This window comes from Veillonella parvula (assembly GCF_002005185.1).
GTDB lineage: Bacteria > Bacillota > Negativicutes > Veillonellales > Veillonellaceae > Veillonella > Veillonella parvula_M.
In genome coordinates this window covers 1,419,549-1,440,872 of sequence record NZ_CP019721.1, presented here as the reverse complement: position 1 = coordinate 1,440,872, position 21,324 = coordinate 1,419,549, and the positions used below count along the sequence as shown (strand labels likewise).

The window sequence follows — 21,324 nt, the reverse complement described above, 5'->3', positions numbered from 1 at the left end:
CATATAGCTGTATTAATCTCTATCAAAAATATCTCTTGTATAAACTTTATCTTTTACACCTTCTAAGCTACTATCCCAGCGATTAGCTACAATAACATCACTGACACGCTTAAAGTCTTCAAAATTACGAATAACTGGCGAATTAAAGAAATCTTCTGCATCTAGTGTAGGTTCATATACTACCACAGCAATCCCTTTCGCCTTAATACGTTTCATAACACCTTGAATGGCTGATGCTCTAAAATTATCAGAGTTCATCTTCATGGTCAAGCGATAGATACCAACAATTTTCGGATTTTTAGCAATAATAGTATCTGCCACATGATCTTTACGTGTTCTATTCGCATCAACAATGGCAGAAATTAAGTTTTGTGGTACATCATTATAGTTAGCTAATAATTGCTTTGTATCTTTTGGCAAGCAATAACCACCATAACCAAAGGAAGGATTATTATAAAAATCTCCAATACGAGGATCTAAACAAACCCCCTTGATGATTTGACTTGTGCTAAGGCCACGTACTTCAGCATAGGAGTCTAACTCATTGAAATACGCTACACGTAATGCTAAATACGTATTAGCAAACAATTTAATTGCTTCCGCTTCCGTAGAATCAGTATATAATTGTGGAATATTTTCTTTAATAGCACCTTCCGCTAATAATTGTCCAAAACGACGTGCTCTGTCAGAATCCTCGCCCACAACAATACGGGATGGATGTAAATTATCGTATAAGGCTTTACCTTCCCGCAAGAATTCTGGCGAAAAAATTAAATTCTCCGTATTAAATTCTTTACGCATTTGTACCGTATAGCCTACCGGTACAGTTGATTTAATAATCATTACTGCATCAGGATTAATCTCTAGCACAGTTTTAATGACTTGTTCAACAGAAGATGTATCGAAAAAGTTTTTTTGAGGATCATAATTTGTAGGTGTCGAAATGATAACATAATCTGCACTGTTAAAAGCTTCTACTGGGTCAAGTGTAGCTTTGAAGTTTAACTCCTTAGTAGCTAAATACTCTTGCAATTCAGCATCTACAATAGGTGTCTCTTTGCGATTTAACATATCTACTTTTTCTGGGATGATATCGAGGGCCACCACTTCATTGTGTTGAGCTAACAACACACCATTGGAAAGGCCTACATAGCCTGTACCAGCAATTGCAATTTTCATTTATTTGCTCTCCATCATATAGAAATCTTTATACCATATGGCAAAACGCTTTAACCCTTCTCGTAAGGTTGTATTAGGTTTAAAGCCAAAATCTGCTTCTAACGCACTTGTATCAGCATATGTAACAGGCACATCCCCTGGTTGCATGGGTACTAATTCTTTATGCTCCTCAAAATTATAATCTTCTGACAATACGCCAGCAGAAACCAATTCCTCTGAAAGAATGCGCACAAAATCAAGTAAATTTTCTGGGTTGCTATTGCCGATATTATAAATAGCGTACGGTGGAACCGGCAAGCCATCCGCACCATTGCGACGCTCTGGTGCAGTGGACATAACCTTAGAAACGCCTTCTACGATATCATCGATATAGGTGAAATCACGCTTACAATTGCCGTAGTTAAAAATTTTAATTGTCCCACCATTACGTAATGTATTTGTAAAACCAAAGTATGCCATATCTGGACGACCTGCAGGGCCGTATACAGTGAAGAAACGAAGCCCTGTGCTAGGGATGTTATATAATTTAGCATACGAATAAGCCAATAACTCATTTGACTTTTTTGTAGCTGCATAAAGAGATACAGGATTATCTACTTTATCATCTGTAGAGTATGGGATTTGTTTATTTGCACCATATACAGAAGAAGATGATGCATACACTAAATGCTCTACACCTCTTTCACCATCGTCATAAGAATGACGACAAGCTTCTAGAATATTATAAAATCCAATAATATTAGACTCGATATAGGCGTCGGGGTTAGTAATAGAGTAACGAACCCCTGCTTGAGCTGCTAGATTCACTACAACTCGTGGTTTATAGATAGCAAAAATTTCATCAACAAAGGACTTATCTGCAATATTCCCTTTTTTAAAAATCCATATATTCTTATTATCTTTGCTAAGTTCATCAATCTGTTGCAATCGATACTCTTTCAATGCTACATCATAGTAATCATTAACAGAATCTATGCCAATAATTTGAGTCCCTTCTGCTTCAGATAGTAAGGACATGACTAGATTAGCCCCCACAAATCCAGCGGCACCCGTTACAAGGATTACCGTGTTGTTTAAATCTACATTTTTTGAAAGCATATGTACTCCTTTCATAGTTCTGTTAATTATGTCGTTTTACTTTACTTAAGACTTTTTTATAGCCAGAAGCAATAATTATGCGCTCAGATGGAATGACGTATAAAATAGCCACATATAATACAACACATAAAAGCATACAGACGACGGTCCACCATACTGCATCATAGAGATGTAAAATACTATAGGCAATTAACCCAACTATAGATGCTGTAATGAGATATACACTGATATTAGATATTATGCGAAATGCACTCATATTGACAAATAAAGCCAGTAGCAACATAGAAGCTGCTAGCATTTCCATTCTTACTAACGATCGAGCATATACAAAGGTACTGAAATCATATTGAATACAAATATAAATAACTGGTATTAAAACTACTAGATGTAATATTTGAGTCCAAAATGATAGATTAGGCATCCCTTTTGCACGAAATATTTCGGAAATCAAATTAGCTGTTACAGTCATAATAGCCGAACTCAATGCCCAGGAACCTAATACAATGCCCGCTAACGTCCATTGTGGCCCTAGTAAAAGCTGAACAACAAAGTCTTGAAATACAAATAAGCCTACACCTAAAGGTACCAAAAATAGAGCCATATAGCGTTGGAATGTAAAGAATGTATTCGAAAAGGCCTGTTGATTATTTTGCACACGACTTAAAGCCGCGAATAATACAGGAGCCAAAGATGCTGTAGCCATAGCCATTACAGTCGTAACAATAGCCATTGGCATCTTATATATCCCCAAATAATAAGCATCTAAAAAACGGCTAATAATGAATGTATCCACCCAAGCAGTGAGCCATATAGAAAATGCTTCAGCTAAAGACCATGCACTATAGTTAAACATATTCATAAAGACGCGACTACTAAAAAACAGATGAATTTGATTCTTCCGACTCTTTAATAATGCCAACGCCGTAAATAGCTGAGCCCCTAGCATACCAGCAATTAAAGACCAATAATCGTGCCCCATAAGTGCCATTGGTATAGATATCAATATAGGTGTAAGAATTGTTATGAGCCTAATATTTAAAAGAAACTTAAAATTAAAATCCCTTCGATACAATGCCATTTGGACACTACTAAAAGCAGATAAAGGAATCATAGCGCCCATCACGGCTAAAGGTATCCCTAAGCCATCATTACCTACTAATACGGCCAATTCATCACGACCGATTATGATAGCGCCCCATAAAACTAGAGAAAACACTAGGTTGGCAATAAAGGCCACATCTGTGGCCTCTTGCTTATCTTGGGTACTTTCAAACTCATGCTGAACAAGAAATTTTTGAAAACCCGCATCAGCAAGCATTTCCGCAAAAGATATAACCATCATAATCGTCGCCAATATGCCGAATGCAGTCGGTGCTAACATATGAGCCAATATTATATTTGTCAGTGGTGTGATAAGCTTTGCCAAAACCTCTGTAATAACAGACCATTTAACAGCAGCTACGATTTTAGTATCCATTATTTCTTATTGATATTCTTAATGCCTCTCAAGAATAGTTCATGATGAGCTTCACATTCCAAATAATTTTGTATTGCTAAATAACTCGTTTTGCCCAAAATAAGTTCTACCAATTTTCGGCCCAATAAAGCATTAATAGCGCGTACAATAAATGATCTACCTAAAAACTCACGCAAATAACGTTTTACATGTGTATCAGCAAAGGCCTTATAAGCTTGAGTCACAAAGTGAGGGTCTTTAATTTCTTCACTACGTTTTCTATAAGCCTCTAATGTTTCTGTAGCTTCAACTTCTGTGGCTAGTCGTGTACCATTATCGGTTCTACGAATAGGCAATTCAGACACCACAAAATCATCCTTAGTTACGTCTATAGTAACTAGTATTGCATCTTTCACAAATTCCTGATGATTTACATAAAAGTCAGAGTTAAAAATAAAGTTTCCCTGTCCATAAATGATAGTGCCCCCCTGGTAATCTTCGCGAGACCCTACACAATGATTATGTTGACAGATAACGAGATTCGCTCCACTATCGACAAATTTATGGCAATATTTCTGTAGCATAGGAGATGGATAGCGATAGAATTCCTTGCCGCCGTGATATAGAACGATGACGTAGTCGCATTGTGCCTTTAAAACTTTCACTTCGTCAAAGCTTTCTAGCACATCAAAAGGATTAGCCCCCATTGTATGACAAGTAGCCATAGTAAACTCGTTCTCTGTACAAAGATAGAATCCAATACGTATATCATCTTTTTCAAAGATAAATGGCTTCTTAGCCTCTTTCAAATTAGCTCCAGCTCCAGCATGAGCAATCTTATGCTGCTTCAACAAATTTAATGTTGTCGTCAACCCTTCCACCCCTTGATCTAAGGAGTGGTTATTAGCCAGTGTTAAAAATAACGGCTCTAACGCCTTATATCCATTAATTGTTTTTGTAGGCGCAATTAAATTATTACCAAATTTTACAATGGGTGTCTCTATATCAGTAAGAGGAACCTCTAAATTGAAAACATTTAAATCCGATTGCTTCAAAATTTCATAAAGCTCTTTTCCTACAAAAGCTTCTCCATTACCGTTTTCAAATAATGTTTTATTAATATCCGTAGGAACTAAATCAGCCCCGATGTACATTCTCAAGATGTAACCACTCTCCTAATTCATAATCCTTTGACATAGGACGAAATCTTTCAAATCCAGCACCAGGGAAAAATGTTAATTCTCCAATAAATAGATGCCCTTTAATTTCATAAAAATCAACACGCAAAAATGGACACCCTTTGCTAAGCTCCATCGCAACCTGTTGCATTTCACCATATGTATCTGGCTTTGGAAACTCTGTAGGTAACGGTGGATAATGTCCAAAATGAATTCCCATAGGATTCCAATCGATATCATAGAAGTTCATACGCGTTCCTGTTTTAGAAAAACGATTAGAACATACTACTGTTAACTTTGGTTCACCATGAAAGCAATACATCTTATAATCTAATATGTCATTGCTACCTAACTCCGACAAATATTCCTCTCCGATAATACGTCGAGGAACATTCTTATAAGGCCACTCTCTAGCAATACGTGAATAATCCCGTTTTAAGAATGTTCTTAATTTAGCTTTTGCTGCTTCCCAATCAAGTGTTGATTTATCTTTACAAATAACGATGCCTCCACTATCATGTGTACATTTCAAAACGAATTGATTAGGCAATCTATCAAAATCAATATCATCTACAGAGTTCCATACGGAAATCGTAGGTATTATATACTGATTACCTACACGTTGAGCAATAAAATGTTTAGCTTCATGTTTATCAACCATCACTGTTTGTATTGGGTCTCTAAAATTAACCTTAAGCCATTGTAACTTTTCGCTGAAAGTTTTTGGATTTTCTAGATCTAAAGGGTATCCCATATACTTAGGAAATACCTTCTTCAAAAAGTCTTCATCAGACAAAGAGTCATAATAACCCGATTTAATTAATATCCTCGTACGATAGTAAGGTTTTGTTAGAAAGGACATGCCAACATTACACAATTTTCTGAACTTCATGTTTTCGTCCTTTCCGAAGCAGTTGCACTTCTAAATAAAACAACATCATATAAAAATAAGTGCTCTTACTTTCATAAGAAACCATACCCATATCCATAACAATCTGTGAAAGGAATAGAATGAGTACCATTATATATTCATTACTATGGATATCACGATAGCGAATTAAATTATAAGCCACATAGAGATACATTGAATAATAGGCTAGTAACCCAATGACACCCGTGCCAGCTAATAACTCAATATAATTGTTATGCAAGTAGTAATTATCTTTGCCATACACGAAAAAAGTATATACAGATGGATTATTGATACCTACACCAGTTATGGGAGATTGATAAAATAAGTCCCATCCAATATCTACCAAAGCTAACCGAATAATAGTGGATGAGTCCCCCCTGTGCCTGTAAAGGCTTCTACCATGTTAGACATTCGGTCTAATACTTCAGAGAACATCGGCAATTGCAAGACCGCAATACCTATAATGGTAAGACCTAATAAGGAACCAATAACTTTTACAATAGAATTGACCGCATTAGCACTACGAAAACTTTTAAAAATAAAGAGTAATACTGTACCAACACCGACAAAAACTAAGGCCTTACGACTACCTGTAGCCGCTAAAATTCCAAGTGTTGGTAATGCAATAATATGCCACCAACGAGGACGGTCGTATAGCATATAATATAAGGTCATAACAATAGCATTGGCACCCAATAGCCCTACCGTATTCGCATTCAATGCATCATTAGCAATACGTGCTGAGGATGATAAAACAGTAATAAAATAATCTAAACCGTAGAAATAAACAGTATAGAAACAAACTATATAGCCTGTCCACATGCCAATCTTTAATAATGTATCCACCGATTTCTTATCTTGATAACACATGTATAAAATGATGAGCATAAAGAATATCTTGACCATATCAAAACTTCGGCTCATAGCTACGGAAACATCTGTGGCATTAATCGCACTTAGATAACAAGCACCAATAAAAATCAACATATAAGCATGCATCCAATTAAACCGCAGTTTTATAACACCCTGTTCTCGTATAAGATAAAAAATGATGAGACCAAATAAGCATACAAATAATACATACGCACCATAGTTCGCTTCGCCAAGGGCAAAGGAAATGGTCAACGACAACACTAAAAAGATTAGAGTTATGAACCATATCATGCGATCAGCAAGAGCCGTAATATTTAACTTCAATGGTTCTCCTCCTTACAACTCATAAAACTTCTAACCAACGTTTTGCGATTTTCCATAATGGAAATTCATCGCGTACTTTGATGGCATTCTGTGAAAGTTTAGCCGCTAGTGCAGGGTCCTTTAATACACTGCGCATGGCTTCATACATAGCCTGCGTATCACCTACAGGTACGAGAATGCCATTCTCTCCACTTTTAATTACCATGCGAGCACCGCCTACAGGACAATCTGTAACTACTACAGGTAAGCCCATACCCAATGCTTCTAGCATGGAATTTGAAATACCTTCAAAATCAGAGGATGATACAAACATAGAACAAGGGGCTACCTTTTCTAAAATATTACTAGCAAAACCAGGCAATAAAATGCGATTTTCTAAATTAAGAGACTTAATTTGAGCTCGTAATTCATCCTCTAATACACCTTGACCATAAATGACGAGTTTATATTCTGGAAACTCATCTGCCAACATACTGAAGGCATTGATCATCATAGGCAAGTTCTTTTGCGGATGCAAACGACAAGCTGTAACAATTGTCTTTTCTCGTTCCCCTTCTATTGGTGGAGGCAATTTACCATTAATAGGATTTGGTATGATGACACCGCGATTTTGCACAGATTTTGGGAAATAAGAACGAGCATCTTCCGTTTGAAATACTAGTGCATTTGCGAATCTAAAAGCAAAGTTACGCAACGCTTGTTGATGCCAACCAATAGGAACTTTGCGTGGATTATTGCGCTCAGAAAACACAATGCGATTTTTTATAAACCAAGAGCTAATCGCTAAGATAAAACTAGATGCAGACAAGAAAGATAAACATGTCGCATTTGGTCTAGTCTTTAAGATTTTGATTAGTTCCTTTATTTCTTGCATAAAGCGAATGACTTTATTAGAGCTTGTAGTATGAATTTCAATTTGTTCAATACCTTCCTCTAATGCATATTCATTACCATATCGATTAGGGCTTGTTTGGATAACCTTAATATGATGACCATCATGTACCCACTGACGAGCCAACTCTGTTAATATTCGTTCAGCCCCATCATTACCAAGGGAGATGGTGACAATTATTATTTCCTTTTTCATAAGCCTTCCTCTTGGATATATTCAGCTAGTCTTATATAAGCTTGTGCCATTGATACCTTAGGTTTCCAACCTAAAGACTTTAACTTCTTAGAACTTAAAAACATATGCACTATCGGCGCATAGCCGAACCCTTGTACATCTTCTGGAATATCAAAAACAACTTTACTCTTATTATTACTCACATGAGTTGCCACTAATTGAGCAATGCTTGCGATAGAACGAGTCTCTTCATCATGACATACATTATAGGCCTCGCCAGCTTCGCCCGCCTTCATAAGGGCTAAAATACCAGTTAATGCATCGGTAATGTAGCAATAGTTCGACATAGAATCGCCTTTTGTGTGAAGAACAATATTTTCATGTTTAAGAGCACTCTTGGTAAACTGCATGAATACACGGTTATCTGATACCGGAACACCAGGTCCAAAGGTTTGAGCTAGTCTAGCTATTACAGCAGGCACGCCATATTCCACAGTATAGGACTTGCAATAACATTCACATAGTCTCTTACTTTCGGAATAAGAACTACGAACATTTAGGTGATCAAGATATCCTAATCGGTCTTCAGTCATAACTTGACCAGATTCATAAGGTACACCATATTGCTCCATACTGGATAAGTAAACTAGTTTCTTTACCTTTTGACGGCGACCTAACTCAAGCATAGCCTCCGTACCATAAATAGAGGTACGGATAGTTTCTACTGGATGTTCTACAAAAAACTTAGACTGTGTCGGTGCAGCACCATGCAAAATATAATCACATGGCACATCAATAGATTCTAATGAGCCATCTAATAGGGTTAACGACTTATTGTCTAAATACTCACCAAGAATATTTTTTGCCTTTTCATGGCTTCGCACATGACCAATCACTTTTAAATCCAGGTCATGAGTCTCATTGGCAAGTATAAGTAATTTTATAAACATAGATCCAATAAGACCCGTTGCACCTGTTATAAGAATGCGTTGATGACAGAGGAAATGAAAGTAATTTTTTTCCTGTACTAAAGCCGTTAACTCGCGTTGAATAACGGAATTACTCATCTTTTAATCCTCCTAGCTCACGATTTTTAATAATCCCTGTGAACATATAATAATCAGATGGAGTTGTAATCTTTATATTTTCAGTTTCCCCTAATACAGGATATAGAGTATATCCATAGTGCATCATCATCGATGCGGAATCAATAAAGTCATGAATGCCCTCATCTTTTGCACGATTATGAACTGATATAATATCATCTAATCTAAAACTCTGAGGAGCTTTAGCCATGAGACATTCATTACGATTTAAAATATGCTTAATAGAACCATTTTGGGTAACCATAACCGTTTCTATAGCTGGAGTAACAGTAATGGCAGACCCCTTTGATTCAACAGATTCTATGTTTCTCTCTATAGTAGAATTATCTACAAGTGGACGAACCCCATCATGAATCAATACAGTCACCGCATCATCAGGAAATAAACGCTTAGCCTCTACGAGTCCATTATATTGGGATTCTAGAGCGCTTTCACCACCAGGCACAATGGATAATACCTTTTGTAGCCCCACCTTTTTGATGAGCTGTTTTGTATGATCAATCCATTCTGCTTTGCAGGCAAGAACAATCCCATCAATTGTCTCCGTTTGTTCAAACACATCTAAGGTTTGAATCAAAATTGGTCTACCGTTCCATTCTAAAAATTGTTTTGGCGTCTTGCTATTTTTCATACGAGCACCTACGCCACCCGCAAAGATTACTGCTATTCGTTTCATAGGCCCTCCTTATGGTTGAGCTTCTTTTTTGGCATAATATATGCCTTTATACTCCTTGTAAGGTGTATTTAGATCAGCAAATACTGCATCATGTTTTGCCACACGTTGTTCTATAGGTGGTAATTGCATATAGTCGCCCCAAATAAGACGCAAATATCTCTCATACCCTTTCATAACAGGTATTTGATGACCTTCAAAGTCTTTATATACAACAGAAGCAAAGTCCTCTCTAGGATGACGTAGCTTCATACCTTTTAAGCTGCCGATTAACTCCGTACATTCATCACTGGTATCAAAGTCGTATTGAGTCATTCTCTTTTCTGCAAATCGCCAAATATGATAGCGTATAGACTGGCTGGAAAAGATTTTATAAATATACCCAGCTAAAGCACGATATGTAGGCCCTTTGTTATCTGGTAAACGCTGTGCATTAAAGAGTGCAAACGTCATGGCCCACACCAACTGCAATGCACGACTAATTTTGCCGGGTGCACAGCCATCAATAGGCATAATTTCAAGTGCTAAACCATGACAAACATCTTCATGCATACTATGACGATTGATAAAGGTCGTATTATTATCTCTTATAGATGCACCTGCATCATGATAGATGTGATTGCGATCAGTACGACAATACGTAAATCGCTCAGTGTCAGCATATTCCGGCCATAATTCAGCTAGCTTTTCATAATCTGGACGAGGCATAAATAAATCTAAATCATCATCCCAAGGGATAAAGCCATTATGCCGTATAGCCCCAATGAGACCACCGCCGCAAAGATAAAAGCGCAAATTATGTTTATCACAGAACTCTTTAAAGTACAGCAACATATTTAGCTCTTTTTCTTGTATTTCCTTTGTCATAGATGTACTCATAGGGACCTCTTTCAACGTAATACAGCTAATACTGTATCAATCATCGTTTTTATATCTTGTAAAAAAGAAAACTCCTTAATACTCTTTAAATTCCAAGCCATCTTGCCCGGTAAAACCTCATTTATATAGACTTCATCAACATTTTGAGCATTTTGTAAAAGTTGATCTTCATCCTTATAAGTAATACTGGCAATACTGGTAACTCCAGCTGGCAATAATAAGGTAGCTTTCATTTCATCTGTATAAGCAGACACGTAACGTGGAACCTCAGGTCTTGTACCAACAAAACTCATATCACCTAAAAGGATATTGATAAGCTGAGGCAATTCATCGAGGCGACAGCTGCGAAGCATATTTCCGACTCTAGTGACACGCATATCATTTTGCGACGTCACTTGTGCTCCTAAAGATTCTGCATTCTTTACCATAGTACGGAACTTGTAGATGCCAAAGGTACGACCGTACTGTGTCACTCGAGTTTGACGGAAAAAAACCTCTCCCGCACTATCTCGTTTAATCATGATGGCTAGTATCAAAAATACAGGACTTAATGTAATAAGCAGTCCCGCTGCCATTACGCGGTCAAAAATGCTTTTACAAAGAAGGCTTGTACGTCTTTGATTTAATATTTCAAAATAGGGACGAACCGCTTCACACTGTAGCTCTTGTGGTAGATCATGAAAGTTTTTTACTAGCATTCGGTAATAATCCTTTTAAACTGCTCAATGATATATTGCACTTCTTCATCTGTAAGGAGCGTATGAAGTGGCAATGTAATTTCATTCTTAAATTGGTCATAAGCATTTGGATAGTCATCGATTGTAAAGCCTAAGTTTTTGTAAGCCGTATGCATTGGAATTGGCTTATAGTGAACATTCGTTGCAATGCCAGCCTCAGCCATAGCTTCTATAACCTTATTGCGATATTCCGCATCACGGCCATCTAAACGGACTAAATACAAGTGACCACTACTCTCATACTCATCTGTATAATGGTTCAACAATGTAACAGGTAAATCCTTAAATGCTGTATCATAAGCTTCGATAATTTCTTTACGACGTGCCAAAAGTTTTGGGTATCTTTCAAATTGAGCTAGCCCAATAGCCGCCATGATATCCGTCATATTACATTTATAATAGGTACCTTTAATATCATATTCCCAAGCACCTGCTTTTGTTTTTGCAAGAGCATCCTTATCTTGACCATGCAAAGATAGCAATTGGAATTGCTTGTAAATAGTTTCATCATCAATACCATCTATATGACGCCATGTAGCACAGCCGCCTTCAGCAGTAGTAAAATTTTTTACTGCATGGAAGGAAAAGCTACTAAAGTCTGCAACATTACCTGTTCGTACCCCTTTATATGAAGCCCCAAAGGAATGAGCACAATCAGCCACAATAGGAATATGACCTAATGCTTTTTGAATATCATTAGATGGTGTAAAGAGAGATTTTTTTTCATCCACAATGGAGCGTAGTCGATCATAATCGCAAGGTACACCTGCAACATCAACAGGGATGATTGCTTTTGTTTTTGGTGTAATAGCGCGAGCGACTGCATCGTAATCCATTTCATAAGCATCTTTCTGTGTATCAACGAGTACTAAGGTAGCACCTACATGAACTACAGGACTCGCACTAGCTGTATAAGAATAAGCACTAGTTATGACTTCGTCTCCAGGTCCAATCCCCAATACGCGAAGAGACATTTCAAGCGCTGCCGTAGCAGAGTTTAAACAAACGGATTTAGGTGTACCTAACTGATGAGCTATCTTTTTTTCTAATTCTTTAGTACGAGGACCCGTCGTAATCCACCCACTTTTTAAGGCTTCAACGACTTCATTGATTTCTAACTCTGTAATATCTGGAGGAGAAAAATTAATTCTCATATAAATCACCTCAATACTTTCTGTACCATATTGATACATTTGATTTATCACATAGAAGACTGATTAAAACAGTTATATTAAGCATCAATTACGATAGATCCTAAAAGAGAAATACCTACTTGTGAAAGCCGTTTCTTAGCTTCAATCAAATCTTTTGGACTAGCTACTTCATTTTTAACAACTAACACTACACCATCTGATTTTTCTGCCAATACAACCGCATCTGTAACAGACAATACGGGTGGTGTATCTATGATAACCACATCATATTCATCACGTACATACTCAAAAATCGCAGGTAATTTGCTAGAATCTACAATATCAGATGGATATTCAACAACTTCACCCGCCGTAAGAACATCCAAATGAGGCACTACATTACGATGAATCGTCAAATCTTCATCCATCACCACCGCATTTGTAAGGCCCTTATTTTGTACATTAAAGGCTATATGTTGTGTTGGATTACGTAGATTACCATCTACTAGAAGGACTTTATTATTATTTTTAGATAAAGCTAATGCAGTATTAGAAGCCACCTCAGAAGTGCCTTCACCACTAGTGGCTGCAGTAATACAAATAAGCTTACACTTATATTGGTTACATACATATTGAAGATTGCTACGCAATGTACGGTATGCTTCCACAAGTGGTGTATCACCACGTTCATTAGAAATTAGTCTAATCATATTAACCTCTCACTTTGCGCAACAATGCTACGAAACGATTACTAGGCTCTTCGTATTCTACTTCTTTATGATTTGGAATCACGCCCAAGTTTTGAATGCCAAGGATGTCATTAATCTCTTGTTCAGATTCGACTTTGCGATTACCAAAAAATTGTCCCAATGTATAGAGGCAACCAAAGAGGACCCCTAAAATGGCAGCGCCTAATAAAATAAGTACTTTACGCGGCGCAATTGCTTTTTCTGGTAATGTTGGAGCATCTACGATTTGAACTTCATTTGGTACCATAACCTCTGCTACCTTCGCTTCTTCTAAGCGAGTGGATAGCATTTGATAGATATCTTGTGCCACATCTACATCACGTTTTGCTTGGATATAACCGCGTTCTTTTTCAGGTAATCCCTTTATAGCTTCTTCGTTTGCTTTATCTAACTCAGCTAATGTAGATTGTTTACCTTGAGCTACAGCTAACGCAGCTTCATTTTTGAACTTATCCACTAGCAATCCTTGTTGTGCAGAGTTGCTTGAAGGTGCTTGTTGAGAGGCAATAGCATTGATTTCAGCATTTAGACCACTTTTAGCTTCTTCAATTTGTTGATTAATTTCTTTCATCGCAGGATGTTCATCAGTATATTTACCAATATAAGAAGCTTTACGAGATTCTAAATCTGCTAACTGACCCTTGTAGGCTTGAACCGTAGCACTATCAGCGATGCTTTTACCTGCAGAACCTAATTGCTCATTGATACTGCCAAGTGCAGCTTGTGCCGTTTCTAAATCGAGTTGATTTTGAGCCTTCTCACGATCAATTAGAGTAATCTTATCAGTTAAGCCTTTCATCTGATCAGCTGTAGAGTACACCTTATTATCTACTTGGAATTGTTGCAATTTATTTTCTGCTTGCTCTAATTCAGATTTCGCAGTAACAACGCGTTTTTGTAAGAATTCACGAGTAGTTCGTTGTTCAACATGAGAAATTTCGGCAAGACGTTTTAAGAAGGTATCAATAAGTAATTGATTAGCTTCTTGTGCTTGCTCAGGACTCTTACCAGTTACGCTTACTTGTAATAACTCGGTTTCTTTATACGGTTTAGTTTCAATGCGAGTTTTAACAAAATCTTCATATGTTGGCGCATTACCAGTACCTTCAGGATCTTCTATAGCAGTAATTACTGGCTCTACTACATTACGACTTTTTAAAATTTCTGCATCTGTGTTCATCAATTGACGAGACATAGAATCAGAATAGGCATTAGCACTAGATAATACAGAATTGCTCAAACCTTGAGCTTGTTTAATGCGCAACATCGATGTAGATTGATATGTAGATGGTGCAAGAAAGGCATACGCAACACCTAAAACCATACATGCTACCGTAATATTAATAATTTTACGGCGTTTTTTAATGAGGACTCTGCCCACCTCTTTTAAATCAATAATTTGTTCCACCCATATACCCCTTTCTGTAAAAGTATACAAACAACAGGGTCTCTCCCACTTAGAATATTAACTGTACCTAACCCTCTCAATAAAGGCACAATGTATCAAAATAAAATAGTCTTATACATATATCGGGTAATAAATGTATCGTCCACGACCTATACATTATGATTTGGATCGTATGTAGGAATGATATCCTGCAATACATTAATTACATCTATATCGGTTTTACACGTATCAAAGCGCTCTATTTCACGACTCAGCCATTCTTGATCAACATCTTCTAGAGCTGCTTCAAAAATTTTCTTATGCGTAGTAGTATTCGTACCTTCTCCGGCAGTTAATAGTTCTTCATATAACTTTTCACCTGGACGTAAGCCAGTAAATTCAATACGAATATCCTTATTAGGCTCAAAGCCAGAAAGGCGAATCATATTCTTAGCCAAATCGACAATTTTAACCGGTTCACCCATATCCAAAAGGAACACTTCTCCTCCATTCCCCATGGCACCAGCTTGAAGTACTAATTGACTGGCTTCAGGAATAGTCATGAAATAACGTGTCATTTCTGGATCTGTAACGGTTACAGGACCACCTGCTTCAATTTGTTTACGGAATAAAGGAATAACCGAACCACGGCTACCAAGTACATTACCAAAACGAACTGTTATAAACTTAGTATCATATGTGTGATTCATACCAAGTACAACTTTTTCAGCAACCCGTTTTGTAGCGCCCATAACGCTAGTTGGATTCACCGCTTTATCCGTGGAAATCATAACAAATCGATCTACCCCATGACCTCCGGCTACATCCGCAACATTACGAGTACCATAAATATTATTTAATACCGCAGCAATTGGCTGGATTTCCATAAGAGGCACATGTTTGTGAGCTGCCGCATGAAATACTACATCAGGATTATAGTTTTTGAAAATTTGTTCTAATTGATTCTTATCGCGAATATCTGCAATGATTGGAACCAAGGTATCTTGGGGCGCAATATTGCGCAATTCTTGATGAATAAGATAAATACTATTTTCACCATGACCTAGAAGCAATAGCTTTTTAGGCTTTACACGTAAAACTTGACGACAAATTTCAGAACCAATAGAGCCCCCTGCACCAGTAACTAAAACCACTTTATCCTTAAGATATGTTTCAACCTTGGACGTGTCGAGCTGAATCTCATCACGCTCCAACAAGTCCTCGATTGAAACAGGATGTAAATGAGATACAAGAACTTCATCATCAAGTAATTGATACATCCCCGGTAAAATATTGATTTTACATTTTAAGGGAGAACAGATTTCCATGATTTCTTGAATAATATCTCGCTTCACGGAAGGCATGGCAATAATAATTTCTTCTACCTTATATTTAGCAACTAATGCTGGAATATCTTCACGATTACCGAGAATTCTAAAACCATTCATAAGACGATTATGTTTAAACATGTCATCATCAACATAACCAATCACTCGACGAGAACGCTTATGATATCGTTCAATTTCACGAGCTATAGTTGCACCTGCATCACCGGCGCCTATGATCAATGTATTCACTTGGCCACTTTCACCATCATCCCCACTGCTATAGTGAAGTGCCACATAATGAAGCAACATACGTCCCATACCTACAGCACCTGTAGTGAGGAACCATGTAATAAAATAGACAGAACGTGGTAATGACTTACCAAATACAAACATAGAGGAATAGAATAAAGCCGTACCAATTGTAGTCGCTACAAATACTGCTAATACCTCTCGCATCCCTGCATAGCGCCAAATACGTGTATATAAATGCATTATCAAGAACATCAACATATACGAAATAAGTAATAACGGAAGTGCATCCACCATTTGATTAATATATTGAGGTTCTATGTGTCCATCAAATCGAATAAAAAGACTGATAAAAGCAACGATTACAATCGTCACAATATCGGTAATAAACAATATGGATGGTAATAAATATGAACGCAAAAAAACGCCCCCTTATATGATAGATATCGCCTTATCTTTAATCCTTACCTATTCGTGATACCATATAAGCCCCTGTTAAGATTGGAGCAATATCACGAGCAAAGTTGATACGACTATTCTTAGTTAAGTAAAGAATATCACCTTCACGCATGATGTAGTTTTCAGACATATCTCCAGTTTGTAAAATACGATTCAAATTGATAGGAATCGGTTTCTCTGGATTATCTTGATGAATCAAGTAAATTTTCTTCTTTGCTGTATCCCAGTTAAAACTACCTGCAGCCCCAATCGCATCAATAACTGTACTAGATTTAGTCAACGTATAGGCGCCAGGCTTATTAATTTCACCAAATACATATACGCGAACACCGCCCAATTTCGATACATTTACTGTGATATCAGGATTAATGATATAACGAGACAAACCTTGCTGTAATTCAGCTGTAAATTCATCTACAGTTAAGCCATCTGCTTTTACAGCACCAACCATAGGAAACGATACATATCCATCTGGTCTGACGGTATACACAATGTCATTACCATTACGCGTACCAAGCTCTGCCTGCTGAACCACTTGAATATTCAGTTCATCGCCTTGACGCAGACGATATTCTTTATCAGAGCTAATTACAGATGCACTATTTTCCAATGGTGCATGGCCTTCCATTTGTACATTCTTAGCATTATAAGGCTGATTAGTATTTATATTAACTGGTGCAGCCATAGCCATTGTTGTAGTATATAAGAATGTAGCCATCATCATATACTGTTTCTTCTTCATACTTACCTCTTTTTTATTCAACTTATTTAATTCATCACTTAATTATTGATGTATCTTATATCTAAAAAATCAGTCATGCTATTTTATCATTTTTTTAAATATACTTCTACAAATCTAGTATCTTCCAGGCGAACTTCATAAAATCTTCAACAACAATTCCCTAAAAATATAGTATTTTCAATATATGTTCATTAATAATTATTTGCTTTTTTCATTCCTAATTCACTAGATTTATTATTGATTTTCTTAAAAATAATAAAAAATTTATAAACTCACTTCATTATCAGCTCACATAGTGCTCCTATTTCTATCAGAATTAGTGATAAAAAATAAGGTGTATATACTAGAAATCTAGTATATACACCTTATTCAAAGTTTTTGACACTAATGATCGCTTTATATAATTACTTATTCAACACGACCACCTAAATAAGCTTCCATAACACGAGGATTATGGCGAACTTCATCAGCAGATCCAGATAATACCATTTTACCAGTCTCCAAAACATACGCATAATCAGCAATCTTTAATGCTTGGCGTACATTTTGTTCTACTAAAAGAACTGTTGTTCCATCGGCACTGATTTCTTTAATGGTTTCAAAGATCTCATTTACTACTAAAGGCGCAAGCCCCATAGATGGTTCGTCTAGTAATAACAACTTTGGACGAGCCATAAGTGCACGGCCAATAGCTAGCATTTGCTGTTGACCACCAGATAAAGTACCACCCAATTGATAGCTTCGTTCATCAAGAATAGGGAATCGTTTAAATACCTTTTTGATATCTGCTTCGATTTCTTTATCTTTACGTGTATAAGCACCCATTTCAAGGTTCTCATAAACACTCATATCTTGTAGTATTTGACGCCCTTCAGGAACTAAAGAGATACCATTCTGTACAACTTGATGAGTTTGACGACTCGTAATATCTTGACCTTCAAAAATCACTCGACCAGATGTGGGTTTTACAAGTCCCATAATAGTCTTCATCGTAGTAGTCTTACCAGCACCATTAGCACCAATAAGAGATACAATCGAACCTTGTGGAACCTCTAGGCTTATATCTTTTAGGGCTGTAATATGTCCATAACCAGCCACAATATTTTCTAGTTTTAACATATTACACCTCTTCTTTACCTAAGTATGCTTCAATTACAGCTTCATTATTTTGAATTTCTTGAGGTGTACCTTCGGCAATTTTCTTGCCAAAGTTAAGTACTACCAAACGATCACAGATATTCATCATCAATTCCATGGCATGTTCGATAACCACAACGGTAATACCTAGGTCACGAATCTTGCCAATCAATTGACGCAGAACTTCAGTTTCACTATCATTCATACCTGCTGCCGGTTCATCAAGCAAGATTAACTGAGGGTGTGTCGCTAAGGCACGAGCGATTTCAAGACGACGTTGCTTACCATACGGTAATGATGTGGCAACCTCTTCTGCATCTGCTTCAAGACCTACAAGCTTTAAGAACTCATAAGCAATACCACGACAACGCTCTTCTTCAATGCGTTGACGTTTTGTTTTCAAAAAACTAGATAAGAAGCCAGAGCCAGTACGACAATGCATACCGGTTAAAACAGTTTCAAGAGCTGTCATATTGCCAAAGAGACGAATATTTTGGAATGTACGAGCAATCCCCATTTCAACAGTTCTATGAGGCTTGATGCCTACAACAGACATACCATCAAATACAATTTCACCAGAACTTGCAGGGAATACACCAGTAATCAAGTTGAAGAGTGTAGTCTTACCAGCACCATTTGGGCCGATAACACCAAATACCTCACCTTGTTTAACACCAAAGGATACACCTGTGAGAGCTGCAACGCCACCAAAGCTTTTACTTACTTCATTTAATTCTAATAGCATTCAGTTCCCTCCTATCCTTGTTTTTCCTGTTGTTTACGCTTATATGCTTCAAAGCGTTCTGTTAATACTTGTGATTCTGGAATATATGGAGCTTTCTTAAAGCCTAATTTACGGCTAATTTTATCCACCATGGATTCTGTTAAAATACCATCTGGACGAACAGCCATCAAGATTACTAGCAAAGCACCATAAATAATATCGCGATAGTCGGATAAGAAACGCAATACTTCTGGTAGTAATGTAAGAATAAAGGAACCTAGTACGGAACCCCATACTACATTGGAACCACCAAATACAGGGAATAACAAAATTTGTACTACTTTATGGTAGCTGAAATCTGTAGGATTAATAAAGTTTGTAATATGCGCATACAAACCACCACCAATACCAGCGATGAAAGCGCCGATAATAAAGGCCATCATCTTGTAGTATACAACGTTGATTCCCATCAATTCAGCTGCATGATCATCAGCCTTAATCGCTGCAAAGGCACGACCCACACGGCTATTATTAATCCGTACACAAAAGGCGATAATCAATACTAAAATAGCTAACAAAATAATAATAGCCATTAGATTGCCCCATGTAACAGCATCAATGCCCATTAAACCATCGAGATCAAATTCATAGGCATAATTTGTCAATTCTTGAGGAATGGATGGAATACCAGAAAGGCCTAATGCACCATTTGTAATATCCAAATTCAAGAAAATAACACGCACAACTTCGCCAAATCCAAGTGTAGCAATGGCAAGATACAAACCTTTAAGACGTGTTGTTGGCAAACCGATAATAACAGCCACAAGACTAGCAACTAAGCCACCAATAATAATGCCTACAACGATAGGCAAATCAGCTTTCAAAGAAAGAATAGCGCCTACGTATGCACCAACACTCATAAAGCCAGCAGCCCCTAAAGAAAGCTGTCCACTTGCCAGTGTGAAATAAATTGAAATACCCATGATGGCATTAATGATGAAAAACATCACGATCTGTAGATAATACGGGTTTAATAATTCCATTACGGTCTACCCCCTTTATCTTTAGATCCAAACAAGCCTTGTGGGCGCCAGAATAATAATAGGATAATGAGACCAAAGGCAACAGCATCACGGAATGTAGATGCACCATAAGCAACAGAGAAGATTTCTGCTACACCTAAAATAAAGCCGCCAACCATGGCGCCTGTAATATTACCAAGACCACCTAAGATAAGTACTGCCAGACCTTTAAAGCCTATAATAACACCCATAGTAGGCTCAATAGCATTAAAGGACAAGCCTACCAATACACCTGCCGCTGCACCTAAAGCAGATGCAATCATAACAGTAATAGATATAATCATTGTTGGATTGATACCCAAGAGAGCTGCTGTTTCCGTACTCATGGATACAGCGCGAATAGCCTTACCAATCTTAGTTTTCTTAATAACTACATTTAAAATCAGCATTAGCACAACAGAAACGCCTAAACCAATAATTTGTACCATAGAAATTTTGAAAGCTCCAAAGTCGATTAGGCCACCAATATAGTCTGGTGGGAATGATCTAGTTTGAGGGCCCCAAAGCAATAATGCCAAACTTTCAAGGAAAATAGAAACACCAATGGTACTAATAAGTGGTGCCAAGTGAGACACCTTTTTCTTGCGTAGTGGACGAAGCGCCACAAATTCTAAAATATAACCAAGGATAGCACCGACAGCCATAGCTACGATAAGGGCTACAAAAATGTTAACGTCAAAAACAGTTACCATAAAAAGACCAACGAAGGCACCTATCATAAAGATGCCTCCGTGTGCCATGTTGATGATATTTAAAACGCCAAACACAAGTGTTAAGCCAATAGCGAGTACAGCATATAAGCTACCGAGGGTTAACCCGTTAACTAATTGTTGTAAAAACACTATACTACCT

General features: G+C 37.2%; 19 protein-coding genes and 1 pseudogene. All 20 read right to left on the bottom strand.

Features of this window, described 5'->3' with window-relative positions; translation table 11 throughout:
• Positions 1 to 12: 12 nt before the first annotated feature.
• Positions 13 to 1,179: a nucleotide sugar dehydrogenase gene (locus B1A77_RS06620; protein WP_004696963.1), complete on the bottom strand. Its 1,167-nt coding sequence runs from the start codon at positions 1,177 to 1,179 to the stop codon at positions 13 to 15.
• On the bottom strand, positions 1,180 to 2,277 hold the full coding sequence (locus tag B1A77_RS06615) for an NAD-dependent epimerase/dehydratase family protein (RefSeq protein ID WP_077708320.1): 1,098 nt from the start codon (positions 2,275 to 2,277) through the stop codon (positions 1,180 to 1,182).
• Positions 2,278 to 2,299: 22 nt separating this feature from the next.
• A complete protein-coding gene (locus B1A77_RS06610) occupies positions 2,300 to 3,754 on the bottom strand; it encodes a lipopolysaccharide biosynthesis protein (protein ID WP_077708319.1) in 1,455 nt (484 codons plus the stop codon).
• Positions 3,754 to 4,887: a CapA family protein gene (locus tag B1A77_RS06605; RefSeq protein ID WP_232192000.1), complete on the bottom strand. Its 1,134-nt coding sequence runs from the start codon at positions 4,885 to 4,887 to the stop codon at positions 3,754 to 3,756. The genes B1A77_RS06610 and B1A77_RS06605 overlap by 1 nt, the downstream gene beginning before the upstream one ends.
• Positions 4,871 to 5,803, bottom strand: coding sequence for an ATP-grasp fold amidoligase family protein (locus B1A77_RS06600; protein WP_077708318.1), 933 nt, complete (start codon positions 5,801 to 5,803; stop codon positions 4,871 to 4,873). The genes B1A77_RS06605 and B1A77_RS06600 overlap by 17 nt, the downstream gene beginning before the upstream one ends.
• Positions 5,781 to 7,021: pseudogene (locus B1A77_RS06595) on the bottom strand (O-antigen ligase family protein). Before B1A77_RS06595 ends, B1A77_RS06600 begins: the two are co-directional and overlap by 23 nt.
• Before the next feature lie 19 nt (positions 7,022 to 7,040).
• Positions 7,041 to 8,108 (bottom strand): glycosyltransferase, encoded by a 1,068-nt coding sequence (locus B1A77_RS06590; protein ID WP_077708317.1) that lies wholly within the window; start codon positions 8,106 to 8,108, stop codon positions 7,041 to 7,043.
• Positions 8,105 to 9,154, bottom strand: a complete 1,050-nt coding sequence (locus tag B1A77_RS06585; RefSeq protein WP_077708316.1) for an NAD-dependent epimerase/dehydratase family protein — start codon at positions 9,152 to 9,154, stop codon at positions 8,105 to 8,107. The genes B1A77_RS06590 and B1A77_RS06585 overlap by 4 nt, the downstream gene beginning before the upstream one ends.
• Positions 9,147 to 9,869 (bottom strand): IspD/TarI family cytidylyltransferase, encoded by a 723-nt coding sequence (locus B1A77_RS06580; protein ID WP_004693390.1) that lies wholly within the window; start codon positions 9,867 to 9,869, stop codon positions 9,147 to 9,149. The genes B1A77_RS06585 and B1A77_RS06580 overlap by 8 nt, the downstream gene beginning before the upstream one ends.
• A gap of 9 nt (positions 9,870 to 9,878) precedes the next feature.
• Positions 9,879 to 10,745 carry a LicD family protein gene (locus tag B1A77_RS06575; protein WP_077708315.1) on the bottom strand — a complete coding sequence of 289 codons (867 nt, stop codon included), beginning with the start codon at positions 10,743 to 10,745 and terminating at the stop codon, positions 9,879 to 9,881.
• Between the two features lie 11 nt (positions 10,746 to 10,756).
• Complete coding sequence (locus B1A77_RS06570) at positions 10,757 to 11,443, bottom strand: sugar transferase (protein ID WP_077708314.1); 687 nt, start codon at positions 11,441 to 11,443, stop codon at positions 10,757 to 10,759.
• Positions 11,437 to 12,636 (bottom strand): DegT/DnrJ/EryC1/StrS family aminotransferase, encoded by a 1,200-nt coding sequence (locus tag B1A77_RS06565; RefSeq protein WP_077708313.1) that lies wholly within the window; start codon positions 12,634 to 12,636, stop codon positions 11,437 to 11,439. Before B1A77_RS06565 ends, B1A77_RS06570 begins: the two co-directional genes overlap by 7 nt.
• 77 nt (positions 12,637 to 12,713) lie before the next feature.
• Positions 12,714 to 13,325: a CpsD/CapB family tyrosine-protein kinase gene (locus B1A77_RS06560; protein ID WP_077708312.1), complete on the bottom strand. Its 612-nt coding sequence runs from the start codon at positions 13,323 to 13,325 to the stop codon at positions 12,714 to 12,716.
• A gap of 1 nt (position 13,326) precedes the next feature.
• Positions 13,327 to 14,772, bottom strand: a complete 1,446-nt coding sequence (locus B1A77_RS06555) for a GumC family protein (RefSeq protein WP_077708311.1) — start codon at positions 14,770 to 14,772, stop codon at positions 13,327 to 13,329.
• 149 nt (positions 14,773 to 14,921) lie between these two features.
• Positions 14,922 to 16,748 (bottom strand): polysaccharide biosynthesis protein, encoded by a 1,827-nt coding sequence (locus B1A77_RS06550; RefSeq protein WP_077708310.1) that lies wholly within the window; start codon positions 16,746 to 16,748, stop codon positions 14,922 to 14,924.
• A 37-nt stretch (positions 16,749 to 16,785) separates the two neighbouring features.
• Positions 16,786 to 17,529: a polysaccharide biosynthesis/export family protein gene (locus B1A77_RS06545; protein ID WP_004697402.1), complete on the bottom strand. Its 744-nt coding sequence runs from the start codon at positions 17,527 to 17,529 to the stop codon at positions 16,786 to 16,788.
• A 408-nt stretch (positions 17,530 to 17,937) separates the two neighbouring features.
• On the bottom strand, positions 17,938 to 18,648 hold the full coding sequence (locus B1A77_RS06540) for an ABC transporter ATP-binding protein (RefSeq protein ID WP_004697319.1): 711 nt from the start codon (positions 18,646 to 18,648) through the stop codon (positions 17,938 to 17,940).
• 1 nt (position 18,649) lies between these two features.
• Positions 18,650 to 19,411, bottom strand: a complete 762-nt coding sequence (locus tag B1A77_RS06535) for an ABC transporter ATP-binding protein (protein ID WP_008713656.1) — start codon at positions 19,409 to 19,411, stop codon at positions 18,650 to 18,652.
• Between the two features lie 11 nt (positions 19,412 to 19,422).
• Entirely contained in the window at positions 19,423 to 20,433 is a 1,011-nt protein-coding gene (locus B1A77_RS06530; protein WP_077708309.1) for a branched-chain amino acid ABC transporter permease, read from the bottom strand.
• Positions 20,433 to 21,314, bottom strand: coding sequence for a branched-chain amino acid ABC transporter permease (locus B1A77_RS06525; protein WP_004697158.1), 882 nt, complete (start codon positions 21,312 to 21,314; stop codon positions 20,433 to 20,435). Before B1A77_RS06525 ends, B1A77_RS06530 begins: the two co-directional genes overlap by 1 nt.
• Positions 21,315 to 21,324: the final 10 nt, after the last annotated feature.